Below are 12,084 nucleotides of genomic sequence, written 5' to 3'. Positions count from 1 at the left end.
TCCTTCCGCATTTCCGGGGATGTTTCCCCCCGTGTTCAGGGCTTTTCCTCGGGGGTCGTGTGGAGTCTGGTGCAGAGCAGATGATCCTGATTTCGGCGGGGAGGATTCTGCTTCGGGACGAGGGGACGCGGACGAACTGGGTGGCGGCGGTCGAGGATTTCCTGCTGGCGCCGTATCCCGTGACCGCTGAGCTGTACCGAACCGTCACGGGTGAGACCCCATCGAGTTCGGCGGGACCGTTGACCCCGGTGACCGAAGTCTCCTGGAACGACGCGGTCCGGTTCTGCAATCTTCTCTCGGAAGCGTCGGGGCTGACTCCTTGCTACTCGATCGGAGGCGACGTCAACGCACAGGACGTGGTCTGCGACTGGGATGCCGACGGGTACCGGCTGCCGTCCGAGGCGGAGTGGGAGTACGCCTGCCGGGCCGGGACGACCGACGTGCGGTACGGGGCACTCGACGAGATCGCCTGGTATCGGGAGAACTCGGGCGGGCGAGTGCACGACGTCGGGGCCAGGGCACCGAACGCGTGGGGCCTGTACGACATGATCGGGAACGTGTGGGAATGGTGCTGGGACGTCTACGACGCCACGGTGTACGGCCCCTACCGGGTGTTCCGCGGTGGAGGGGCGCATGACCTGCCCAGGGGATGCCGGGCGTCGTGCCGCCGCAAAAGCCACCCGACGTTCCGCATCGACGACCTCGGCTTCCGCCTCGCCCGCTCTGCCTGAGCCCGGTCCACTCCCGCGCGGTCGTTACGGCGTGGGCGGTGTGACCGCGGCCTGCAGCAAAGGTTCGATCCGGAAGGGGATCTGGGTCGACAGGGCGATCGTCGTGTCGGTGCGCTGGACGGCGGGTGAGGCGAGGATGCGGGCGATGATCTCCTGAAGGTGCGGGGTGCTGCGGGCGACCACGCGGCACAGCAGGTCGGCCTGGCCGCTGGTGCCGTACACCTCGAGGATCTCCGGGACGCCGGCCAGCCACTGCACGGCCTCGGTAAGCCGGCCCTGCGCGATCTGCAGGGACGCGAAGGCGAGGATGGGGTAGCCGATCTGCTCCGTCGTGACCGTCGGACCGAAGTCGCTGATGACGCCGCGCGCGGTGAGCTTGTCCAGCCGCGCCTGCACGGTGCCGCGAGCCACGCCGAGTAGGCGGGCCAGTTCGGTGAGCCCGATCCGGGGGTTGGCCCGCATGGTTGTCAGCAGGCGGCTGTCGAGCGCGTCGAGCATGCGCCGAGGGTACGCCCCGACTGAGCGATTCGACCAGCGCCAGCTATCAGAATCACGCTGATTTGAGCGTTTCGCACACCTCGACTGGTCACTCTTGCCAGCCAAACCGTTACTTGCTGTCATATGGGAGTATGTTCGAAGAAGCGCAGTATTTCGCTCCGGTGGCGACGAAGGACGACGGGTCCGTCGTCGTCGAGTTGGCCACGAGCCACCCCGGTTTCGCGGACGCCGTCTACCGTCAGCGGCGCAATGCGATCGCGGCGCTGGCGCTCGGTCACACCCCCGGTGATCCCATCCCGACCGCCGAGTACACCGACGAGGAGCACCACGTGTGGGCGCTCGTCACGAAGGAACTGGCGGTCAAGCATCAGAAGTACGCGGTGCGCGAGTTCCTCGACGCGACCAAGCGGCTCGGCCTGCCCGAGGACCGCATCCCGCAACTCCAGGAGGTCGGCGACCTTCTGGAGCCGCTGACCGGGTTCCGCTACCTGCCCGCGGCCGGGCTGGTCCCGCTCCGTGAGTTCTACGGCGTCCTGGCGGACGGCTTGTTCCACTCCACCCAGTACATCCGGCACCATTCCGTGCCCTTCTACACCCCCGAGCCGGACGTCATCCACGAGGTGATCGGGCACGGGAACACTCTGGCCTCGCCCCGCTTCGCCGCGCTGTACCGGGCCGCGGGCCGGGCGGCACGCCGAGTGGAGACCGACGAGGCGCTGGAGTTCGTATCCAAGGTGTTCTGGTTCACCCTGGAGTTCGGCGTCATGCGGGAGGACGGCGAACTCAGGGCGTACGGCGCGGGGATCCTCAGCTCGTACGGCGAGATCGAGGAGTTCCGCGGGATGGACATCCGCCCGCTCGACATCGCCGCGATGGGGACCACCCACTACGACATCACGAAGTACCAGGAGGTGCTCTTCGAGGCGGCCTCGTTCGACCACCTCGAAGACACGGTCGGGACGTTCTGGGACACCTGCGACGACGAGACGATCGCCCGTCTCCTCGCGACGTCCACAGTGTGATCCAGGTCGTGATCCAGGTCGTGATCCGGCTCAGCGCGCGCCGACGATCAACAGGGCGTCGCCGACTCCCCGCTCGACGCCGTCGGACGGCCGGTTGACCACTTTGTCGCCGATGACCATGGTGGTCGACCCGCCGCCGTCCAAATTGATCGCGTCGCGCGCGCCGAGCCAGCGCATGAGCTCGGCCGCCTCGAAGAACGACGCGCCGATCGTGCTGCCCGGCGCGCGGCCGTCGACGACCGCGATGACGAGCTTGCCGTTGCGGGTGACGCCGGCGAGCGTGCGCGGGTGACGCCGCAGGATCATGTTGGTGTTGGCCATGCCGTCCCGCGACGCGGTGATGGAGGTCCTGCCGTTCCTGACCAGGCCGATCGCGCCGCCGATGATGTTGGTCTCCGGAGTCAGCGGGATGGCCTTGTTCGTCCGCAGGTCGGTGACCCGGGTCGTGACCGTGACGGTCGTGCCCTCGCCCGCGTGCTGCCCCAGCCAGTCGGCGGCGGCTCCGACGCCGTGCAGCACGCGCGTCCCGGGCGCCACGGGACCGCCGGACCCGCGGACGGCGGTCACCCTGCCGGAGGCGTCGAGGACAACCTCGGTCCCGTCGTCCTGCGGGGTGTCCCGCCCGAGTTCCTCGGTGTACATGACCAGCTCGTCCTGCTTGGGCACCCGGTTGAGGCCGGTCACCTCGGCCGTGGTCCCGTCGGCCGCACGGGCGACGACCGAGGACGACAGCTCGGTGATGCGGGCCGTACGGCCCCGCAGGACCAGGCCCACGCGGCCGGCGACGGCCTCGCTGAGCAGCTTGCCGCCGACGACGGAGATGCCGGTGGGGTCGCCGCGGAAGGCGGGCAGCGTGTGGATGTCGAAGAAGCCGCCGTTGACGGCGGCGAGGGCCTTGGCGGCGGAGGCCATGGCCGAGACCTTCTCCCGCTTGGCGACGCTCGTGCCCAGCGAGGCATGGAAGGAGCCGCGGAACGCATGCGGGTCGACGACGATGACCCGCACGTCCCAGGGGCCGGTGGTGACGAAGCCGTCGTCGCCCTGGAAGTCGACCTTCGCGCTCACCCCGGCGTCCTTGAGCTGCTTGACGACCTCGGCGGCCTCGGCCTTCCGGTCGAGCGGCCAGCTGCCCACCCGCACCATGAAGTAGTCGCCGGCGGGGTGGTCCGCGACGGCCGGCCGGGTGAACTTCACGATGACGGGCTCGAGACCGGCCATCTGTACGGCCGTCGCCTGGGCCTGTGCGTTGGCCTCGGACATGAAGTCCTTGCCCTTGACGACGACGCTGACCGTGTACCCGTCCTGTGGCCTGCCGTGGCGAAGGGTGAAGTAGCCGACTCCGGGGGCCAGGCTCTTGGCCGCCGACTTCGGGATCCCGGGCTCGCCGAGGGGGAAGTTCGTCGTCGGCAGTCCGGCGACGGGCTCGGCGGCGGCCGGTGCCGAAGGGATGGTCGTCGTCAGGGCCAGTACGGCGGCCCCGACGACCAGGCGGCGTCTCATGCGATTACTCCCCATTGGTGATCCTTGCGGGACCATCGTGGCGACAATCACCTACGGAGACGACGGAAACGCGCCAAAGAGTATGAAATTCCCCGACGGTAAATCGGGCGTTAGGGACATAAGTGCATGAACGTCAGGGGGTGTCGGCGTCGATCTCCCGGGCCCGCTGGACGAACTCCTGCGCGGACCGGGCCTCGATGTGGACGAGCAGTCCGTCGCGCCGCCGGGACATGCCCCAGTAGTGCGTGGTGGCCTCGCCCCACCAGATGGTCCATTTGGGGAAACGCGCGGACAGGGCCCGTACCACGACGGTCGGGCTGATTTGGGGTTCGCTCATCGTGGGCACGTTTCGAGGTAAGCACGATTCACCCCGTGAGCGCGAGTATACGAAAAGTAGTCACGTGCGATAGGACTTACACCCGGGACGACATACCTACTTTCCGGGTGTCAGCATCTCCGCAAGCAGTCGCCCATCGAGCCCTGTAACGGTCAAATCGTCTGCTCCGGTCATCGTCTCGGCCGCCACGAGCGCGTTGACGACGGCCTCCTCGGTCGCCTCGATGACCGCGTAGAAGAGCGGATCGAGGTACTCGTCCGCCAGCACCGTGACCTGGAACGTACGCGGAGGGGCCGCGTCGAGGGCGTTCGCCGGCAGGTTCCTGTTGCCGGTCGAGAAGCACAGGAAGCCGTCGCCGCTGGAGTTCTCCCCGGCGCCTCCCGTGCGCGCCACGCCGAGTCCGGCGCGCTGCGCCACCCTGCGGCACTGGTGCGGCAGCAGGGGAGCGTCGGTGGCGACGATTCCGATGATCGACCCCGCCTCCTCGTCGGACAGCGCCGAGGCCGGGAGGCTCCTGCCCACGTTGACGCCGTTGACCGTCAGTCGCTCCCGCCGTCCGTGGTTGGCCTGGACGAGCACGCCTACGGTGTAACCGTCCACAAGCCGGGAGGCCGTGCCGATCCCGCCCTTGAAGCCGTGACAGATCATCCCGGTGCCGCCGCCGACCGCGCCCTCCGCGACCGGCCCGCCCGCGGCCTTCTCGTACGCCTCCCGGACGTGGGCGGCCTTCACGTGCCGGCCGTCGATGTCGTTGAGCATGCCGTCCCAGGTCTCGCCGACGACGGGCAGCGACCACGCCCGCCCGCCCTTGCCGAGCGCGCCGACCTCGATCTCGACGAGCGCGTCGCGGACCACGCCCACCGAGCCGGTATTGGTCAGCCCGATCGGCGAGGCGAGCAGCCCGAAGTCCTGGAGGAACGCCATTCCGGTGATCTCACCGTTGCCGTTGAGCCAGTGCAGCCCCGCGTAGAGGGGCTCGTCGAAGGCCGAGCCCTCGTGGGGGACGATCACGGTGACGCCGGTGCGCACCGGGCCCTCGCCGACCACGCGCGGGCCGCTCCCGCTGATCAGCGTCGTGTGCCCGACCCGCACTCCCGGAACGTCGGTGATGGCGTTGTGCTCGCCGGGCGTTCCGGTGCCGATGACGATGCCGAAATCCCGTGCTCTCAACGACAGCCCCTTCTCGATCAGGTGGTCTCGCGGCGGAAGGTCTCCAGGGCCAGCAGCGCGACGTGCAGCGACAGGCACGACTCGACGTCGTCGAGGTCGGTGTCGAGGACCCGCTCCAGCCGCCGCAGGCGGTCGTAGAACGCGGGCCGGGACAGATGGGCCTTCTGCGCGGCCACGGCCTTGTTGCGTCCCGCGTCGAGGTAGATGCGCAGGATCCTGGTCAGGTCGCCGTGCCGCTGGGCGTCGTAGGCCAGCAGGGCCCCCAGCTCGCGCTCGGCGAAGGTCTGCAGCCGTGCGTCGTCGCGCAGCAGGTGCAGCAGGCCGCGCAGCCGCAGGTCGGGCAGGCGGTAGAACGGCCGCCCGTCGGGCTGGCGCACCGCGACCTCCGCCACCTGCTCGGCCTCCAGGAAGCTGCGCCGTACGTCCTTGATCGACTCGACGACCGAGCCGGCCGCCAGCACGAACGGCGTGGCGAAGTTCGCCCGCAGGCGCTCGGCCAGCGCGCCGAGCGCGGTCTCGGCGGCCATGCGGGGCGGCAGCGGCAGCAGCACTCCGACGCGGCTCTGGTCCAGCGCCCCGACCAGGGCGGGCAGCTTGGCCTCGCGGCAGGCGGCGGCGCCGGCCTCGGCGAGCTCGCCCAGCCTGGCCTGCTCGCCCAGCGCGGTGCCGACGGACGCGGTCAGCCGGATGACGGCGCTGACGAGCCTGCGGCCGGTGAGCGGGACGCCGACGGCGCGGGCGCGGGCGGCGGCCTCGTCGGGGTCGGCGTACGCGTGGGTGAGGATGCCGGTCAGTATGGTCCCGTGTGCCTGCCGCTCCAGGGACTCCTGGTGCCGCTCGAGCAGGCGGCTCAGCGCGAGCGTGGTCGCCGCGCGTTCGGCGAGCACGATGTCGCGGGGGCTGGGCGGCCCGTCGCACAGCAGGATGAGCCGTCCCCAGTCCTGGCCGCGGGCGCCGACCATGGTCACCAGCCACCCGGCGGCGGCGTCGTAGGCGGTCCGCTCGGCCGGCATGACCGCCCGCGACCTGGTCTCCCAGTTGGCCAGCACGCTCCCGGTGTCGCCCCCGGCGGCGTCGCACGCCAGGACCTGGTGGGCGAGGTTCTCCAGCAGCACCGGGCGGCCGGAGAAGCGGGTGACCTGGTTGAGCACCTCCGCCGGGGACGCGCCCTCGACCGACAGCTCGGTGAACACCTCGTGCAGCTGCTCGGAGGCCCGCAGCTCCTGGAGCTGGATGTCGATGATCCGCGCGTGGACCGACTCGGTGATCTGTACGAAGGGCGTCTCGCGGGCCAGTGTGATCAGGGGCAGTCCGTGCTCCTCCGCGGCCTTGACCACCGCCCTCGGCAGCTCGCGGACGAACCGGCGGCCGAGCTCCACGATCAGTCCCGAGGCGCCGACGGCGGCCAGTTCGCTGATGTAGTCGGCCAGCTTGTCGGGCTCGTTCGGCAGCGCCACCCCGGTCGTGAGGACCAACTCGCCGCCGCGTAACAGGTGGGCGATGTCGTGGACCTCGCCTACGTGGACCCACCGGACCCGGGTGTCCAGCCGGTCGCCGCCCGCCACCACCCGGGGGCTGCCACGCCGGACGGTGTCCAGCGCGAGCACGTCGGCGACCGTGGGGAGCATGCTCAGAGGCTACCTGATCATTATGTAAGGATGACCCCCCAGTAGCTGACACATTGAGGGCTGATTTTCAGTGCAGGCGCGTGCCGAGACCGTCGAGGAGGGCCGTCAGCCCGAACTCGAAGGCCAGCCGGCGGGCCACGAGGGGGTCGTAGTCCTTGGCGTAGGACCGGTAGCGCTCCAGCAGGTTGGGCCGGTCGGCCGACAGCTTCATCACGACCGGGTCCACGGCGGCCTGCAGCTCCGACACGCTCTTGCCCGACGCCTTCAGCGAGCTGAGCCAGGCGACCTCGGGAATCGTGGCTCCCAGCGTGTACGACACCACGGCCGTCATGGCGTAGTCCACGTCGATGCCCTCGAACCCCGCGCGGACGAAGGCGCCCATCAGCCGGTCGGCCGCCGTGAGCGCGTTCGGCCCGAGCCCGGGGACCACGCCGATGAGGCTCGCGCTCCACGGATGGTCGAAGACCGCCTGGCGCATGGCGTAGGCGAAGACGCTCGCCGCCTCCCGCCAGTCGGCCTCCTCGGGCAGCACGACGGTCGCGTAGACCTCGTCCATCACGAGCTCGATCAGCTCGTCCTTGTTGGCGACGTGCCAGTAGAGGCTGGTCGCCCCCGCGCCGAGCCGGGCGCCGAGCTTGCGCATGCTCAGCGCGTCGAGGCCCTCGGCGTCGAGCAGCTCCACGGCCGCCCGGACGATCTGGTCGCGGCTGAGGCCCTGCTCGCGCCCTCCCTTGCGCTCGCGGGTCCAGACCGAGGAGAACGGCTTCGCTGACACGGCCTCACAATATTCGCTCGCACACTGTTCGATTGAGTCGTACAGTGTCCGAGTCTACTCGCACGCTGTTCGAGGTGAGCTTCATGTCCCATCCCCGACGCTGGTGGATCCTCGGCGTCCTCTGTCTGAGCCTGCTGACCCTGGTCGTGGACAACACCGTCCTCAACCTGGCGATCCCGTCGCTGATGCGCGACCTCGGCGCGACGCCGTCGGACGTGCAGTGGATCATCGACGCGTACGTCCTGGTGTTCGCGGGCCTGCTGCTCACCGCCGGCAGCCTGTCCGACCGGTACGGCAGGCGCCGCGTTCTCGTGATCGGCCTGGCGTTCTTCGGCGGGGCCTCGCTGGCGGCCACGCTCGCCACCGAGCCCTGGCAGCTCATCGCCGCACGCGCGCTGATGGGCGTCGGAGGCTGCTGCGTGATGCCGTCGACCCTGTCGATCCTGATCACCGTGTTCGACGAGAGCGAGCGGCGCAAGGCGATCGCCGCGTGGAGCTCGGTCGCCATGGTGGGCGTCATCGCCGGCCCGACGGTCGGCGGGTTCCTGCTCCAGCATTACTACTGGGGCTCGGTCTTCCTGATCAACGTGCCGATCGCGGTGCTCGCGATCGTCGCGGCCTTCGCGCTCATGCCCGAGACGTACGGCGAGACGCGGCGGGCCGACCCGCTCGGGGTCATCCTGTCCACGGCCGGGATGGGCGGGCTGGTCTGGGCCGTCATCTCGGCGCCCGGCGGGCGCTTCAACCCCTTGGCCGTGGTCGTCTCGGCGGCCGCCCTGCTGGCGTTCGTGCTGTGGGAGCGCCGCACCCCCCACTCGATGCTGCCGCTCGGCCTGTTCCGGGACCGCTCGTTCAGCGGGGCGTGCTTCTCGATCGTGCTGCTGTCGTTCGGCGCGGGCGCGCTGATGCTGGCCATCACGCAGTATCTGCAGTTCGTCCTGGGCTACGACCCGCTGAAGGCCGGTTTCGCCCTGCTGCCCTACGTGGTCGCGGCGATGGTCTTCAACGGTCTGGGCGCGTCGCTGGGCAAGAAGGTGAGCAACCGGGTGCTCATCGTCTCCGGGCTGGTCGTCATGGCCGCCGGGTTCGTGCTGCTGTCCACGCTCACCGGCGGGTACGGCACGCTGATCGCCGGCCTGATGGTCATGGGGGTGGGCGGCGGCCTGGCCGGTCCCGCGGCGTACGCGACGCTGATGGGCGCGGTGCCGCCCGAGCGCGCCGGGGTGGGCTCCGCGCTGAACGACACCGTGCAGCAGGTCGGCATGGCGCTGAGCGTGGCCGTCCTCGGCAGCGTGCTCGCCGGCGCGTACACCGCGGCGATGCCGGAGTCGGCGCCGCCCGCGGCGCGCGAGTCGATCGGCGTCGCGGTGACCCTGGGCGACCCCGCCGTGGCCGCGGCCGGGCGCGACGCGTTCGTGTCGGCGATGTCCGTCGGCTCGTGGGTGGGCGCGGCCTGCTCGCTCGCGGCGGCCCTGGTCGCGCTGCTGGTCCTGCGGCGGAAGGTCGACGGGGCGGCTCCCGCGCAGGAGTCCCCGGCGCCCACCACTGTGTAAGGGAAATTCGCGGTATCCCAGACAGGCTGACGGGTGAGGCGGCCGCCCGCCAGCCGGGATACTCGGAGCATGTCGGACCTTCTCGCACGCCATCGCGCGGTCATGCCGAACTGGATGGCCCTCTACTACAACGAGCCCATCGAAATCGTCGGCGGCAAGGGGAACCGCGTCGTCGACGCGAACGGGAAGAGCTATCTGGATTTCTTCGCCGGGATCCTCACCAACATGATCGGGTACGACGTGCCCGAGGTGCGTGAGGCCGTCGAGCGCCAGCTCGCCACCGGCGTCGTCCACACCTCGACGCTGTACCTCATCCGCAGCCAGGTCGAGCTGGCCGAGAAGATCGCCCGCTTGTCGGGCATCCCGGACGCCAAGGTCTTCTTCACCAACTCCGGCACGGAGGCCAACGAGACGGCCCTGCTGCTGGCCACCTACGCCCGCGGGTCCGACCAGGTGCTCGCCATGCGGCAGAGCTACCACGGCCGGTCGTTCGGCGCGGTCAGCGTGACCTCCAACCGGTCGTGGAAGAACAACTCGCTGTCGCCGCTCAACGTGCACTTCCTGCACGGCGCCGACCGCCACCTCGCGCAGTTCCGCGGCATGTCGGACGCCGACTACATCGCGGCCTGCGTGGACGACCTGCGCCACGTGCTCGCCACGGCCGTCACCAAGGACGTCGCCGCGCTGATCGCCGAGCCCATCCAGGGCGTGGGCGGCTTCACGATGGCCCCCGACGGGCTGTTCGCCGCCTACAAGGAGGTCCTCGACGAGGAGGGCATCCTGTTCATCTCCGACGAGGTGCAGACCGGCTGGGGCCGTACGGGATCGGCGTTCTTCGGGATCCAGAACCACGGCGTGACGCCCGACATGATGACCTTCGCCAAGGGGCTCGGCAACGGCTTCGCGGTCGGCGGCATCGTGGCGCGCGGCGACCTCATGGACGGTCCGCACGCCGTGGGCCTGTCCACCTTCGGCGGCAACCCGATCTCGATGGCGGCGGCCAACGCGACGCTCGACTACGTGCTCGACCACGACCTGCAGGCCAACGCGGCGCGCACCGGCGAGATCATCGTCTCCGGGCTGCGCGAGGCGGCCGGCCGGCTGCCCGTCGTGGGCGACGTGCGGGGCAAGGGCCTGATGTTCGCGATCGAGCTGGTCGACCCCGCCACCGGCGCGCCCGCCCCCGCGCTGGCCGCCCGCTTCATGGAGGAGACCAAGAGGCTCGGCCTGCTCGCCGGTAAGGGCGGGCTGTACGGCAGCACGCTGCGCATGGCTCCGCCGCTCACGCTCACCGAGGACGAGGCCCGCGAGGGCCTGGGCATCCTCGTCACCGCTCTGGAGGCCGTCAACGATGAAGCACGTTAACCACTGGATCGGCGGCGCCCGGACCGGCGAGGGCGGCCGTACGGCCGACCTGTTCGACCCGGCGACCGGCGAGGTGAGCGGTCAGGTGTCGCTGGCCTCGGTCGAGGAGGTCGACGCCGCGGTGGAGGCGGCCGCACGGGCCTTCCCCGCCTGGCGCGACGCCTCGCTCATCAAGCGCACCCAGATCCTGTTCCGGTTCCGCGAACTGCTCGACGCGCACCGCGATGACCTGGCCGCGCTGATCACGGCCGAGCACGGCAAGGTGCACTCCGACGCGCTGGGCGAGGTGGCCCGCGGCCTGGAGGTCGTGGAGTTCGCCTGTGGCATCCCCCACCTGCTCAAGGGCGGCTACTCGGAGAACGTCTCGACCCGGGTCGACTCCTACTCCATCCGTCAGCCGCTCGGCGTGGTGGCCGGCATCACCCCGTTCAACTTCCCGGCGATGGTCCCGATGTGGATGTTCCCGGTGGCGATCGCCTGCGGGAACACGTTCGTGCTCAAGCCCTCCGAGCGCGACCCCTCCGCGTCCCTGCTGCTCGCGGAGCTGTGGCAGCGGGCCGGGCTGCCGGACGGCGTGTTCAACGTGGTCCAGGGCGACAAGGCGGCGGTGGACCGGCTGCTGGAGCACCCGGACGTGCGGGCCGTGTCGTTCGTGGGCTCCACGCCGATCGCGCGGTATGTGTACGAGACCGGCACGGCCCGCGGCAAGCGGGTGCAGGCTCTCGGCGGGGCCAAGAACCACATGCTCGTGCTCCCCGACGCCGACCTCGACCTGGTCGCCGACTCGGCCGTCTCCGCGGGCTTCGGCTCGGCGGGGGAGCGGTGCATGGCGATCTCCGTGGTGCTCGCGGTGGAGCCGATCGGCGACGAGCTGGTCGAGAAGATCGTGTCGCGGGTGCGCGACCTCCAGATCGGCCCCGGCAACGATCCCGAGTCGCAGATGGGCCCGCTCGTCACCGCCGCCCACCGGGACAAGGTGGCGTCCTACCTCGACCTCGGCGTCGAGGAGGGGGCCAAGCTCGTGATCGACGGCCGGGAGACCCCGGTGCGCGGCGGCCGGGGGAACGGCTTCTGGCTCGGCCCGACCGTCCTCGACCACGTGCCGCCGAACTCCCGCGTCCACCGCGAGGAGATCTTCGGCCCGGTGCTGTCGATCGTGCGCGTCCGCTCGTACGAGGAGGGCCTGGAGCTCATCAACACCGGCGAGTACGGCAACGGCACGGCGATCTTCACGAACGACGGCGGCGCGGCCCGGCGCTTCCAGAACGAGGTCGAGGTCGGCATGGTCGGCGTCAACGTGCCGATCCCGGTGCCGATGGCCTTCTACAGCTTCGGCGGCTGGAAGGCCTCGCTGTTCGGCGACACGCACGTGCACGGCACCGAGGGGGTCCACTTCTACACCAGGGGCAAGGTCGTCACCTCGCGGTGGCTCGACCCCTCCCACGGCGGCGTGAACCTGGGCTTCCCGACCAACGCCTGACGCCGTAGGCGACGCCCCGGACCAG

11 protein-coding genes are annotated in these 12,084 nt (G+C 70.4%); 5 read left to right on the top strand and 6 right to left on the bottom strand.

Going from position 1 to position 12,084, the window contains the following annotated elements:
* The first annotated feature begins 80 nt into the window (after positions 1-80).
* Positions 81-731: a formylglycine-generating enzyme family protein gene (locus Msi02_RS37200; protein WP_204052483.1), complete on the top strand. Its 651-nt coding sequence runs from the start codon at positions 81-83 to the stop codon at positions 729-731.
* Positions 732-755: 24 nt separating this feature from the next.
* On the opposite strand, the gene Msi02_RS37195 is transcribed toward Msi02_RS37200, so the two are convergent.
* Complete coding sequence (locus Msi02_RS37195) at positions 756-1,229, bottom strand: Lrp/AsnC family transcriptional regulator (RefSeq protein WP_079318913.1); 474 nt, start codon at positions 1,227-1,229, stop codon at positions 756-758.
* A gap of 131 nt (positions 1,230-1,360) precedes the next feature.
* Here Msi02_RS37195 and Msi02_RS37190 point away from each other — a divergent pair, with 131 nt between their 5' ends.
* Complete coding sequence (locus Msi02_RS37190; protein WP_204052482.1) at positions 1,361-2,251, top strand: phenylalanine 4-monooxygenase; 891 nt, start codon at positions 1,361-1,363, stop codon at positions 2,249-2,251.
* A 30-nt stretch (positions 2,252-2,281) separates the two neighbouring features.
* Here the strand turns inward: Msi02_RS37190 and Msi02_RS37185 are convergent, their stop codons facing one another.
* The 5 genes from Msi02_RS37185 to Msi02_RS37165 form a co-directional block, all read right to left on the bottom strand.
* Positions 2,282-3,751, bottom strand: a complete 1,470-nt coding sequence (locus tag Msi02_RS37185; RefSeq protein WP_204052481.1) for a phosphodiester glycosidase family protein — start codon at positions 3,749-3,751, stop codon at positions 2,282-2,284.
* Between the two features lie 133 nt (positions 3,752-3,884).
* Positions 3,885-4,088: a hypothetical protein gene (locus Msi02_RS37180; RefSeq protein ID WP_204052480.1), complete on the bottom strand. Its 204-nt coding sequence runs from the start codon at positions 4,086-4,088 to the stop codon at positions 3,885-3,887.
* Positions 4,089-4,184: 96 nt separating this feature from the next.
* Positions 4,185-5,258, bottom strand: a complete 1,074-nt coding sequence (locus tag Msi02_RS37175; protein WP_204052479.1) for a DmpA family aminopeptidase — start codon at positions 5,256-5,258, stop codon at positions 4,185-4,187.
* Between the two features lie 17 nt (positions 5,259-5,275).
* Positions 5,276-6,886 (bottom strand): PucR family transcriptional regulator, encoded by a 1,611-nt coding sequence (locus Msi02_RS37170; RefSeq protein WP_204052478.1) that lies wholly within the window; start codon positions 6,884-6,886, stop codon positions 5,276-5,278.
* Between the two features lie 67 nt (positions 6,887-6,953).
* Entirely contained in the window at positions 6,954-7,661 is a 708-nt protein-coding gene (locus Msi02_RS37165) for a TetR/AcrR family transcriptional regulator C-terminal domain-containing protein (protein ID WP_204052477.1), read from the bottom strand.
* A gap of 83 nt (positions 7,662-7,744) precedes the next feature.
* On the opposite strand from Msi02_RS37165, the gene Msi02_RS37160 reads away from it, so the two are divergent.
* The 3 genes from Msi02_RS37160 to Msi02_RS37150 all read left to right on the top strand — a co-directional run bounded on the left by Msi02_RS37160 (position 7,745) and on the right by Msi02_RS37150 (position 12,059).
* A complete protein-coding gene (locus Msi02_RS37160; protein WP_204052476.1) occupies positions 7,745-9,214 on the top strand; it encodes an MFS transporter in 1,470 nt (489 codons plus the stop codon).
* 69 nt (positions 9,215-9,283) lie between these two features.
* On the top strand, positions 9,284-10,579 hold the full coding sequence (locus tag Msi02_RS37155) for an aspartate aminotransferase family protein (RefSeq protein WP_204052475.1): 1,296 nt from the start codon (positions 9,284-9,286) through the stop codon (positions 10,577-10,579).
* Positions 10,566-12,059 carry a CoA-acylating methylmalonate-semialdehyde dehydrogenase gene (locus Msi02_RS37150; RefSeq protein ID WP_204052474.1) on the top strand — a complete coding sequence of 498 codons (1,494 nt, stop codon included), beginning with the start codon at positions 10,566-10,568 and terminating at the stop codon, positions 12,057-12,059. Before Msi02_RS37155 ends, Msi02_RS37150 begins: the two co-directional genes overlap by 14 nt.
* Positions 12,060-12,084: the final 25 nt, after the last annotated feature.

The sequence above is a fragment of the Microbispora siamensis genome, assembly GCF_016863095.1.
GTDB lineage: Bacteria > Actinomycetota > Actinomycetes > Streptosporangiales > Streptosporangiaceae > Microbispora > Microbispora siamensis.
The sequence above is the reverse complement of the archived record's forward strand: the minus strand, read 5'-3'. Positions and strand labels throughout refer to the sequence as shown.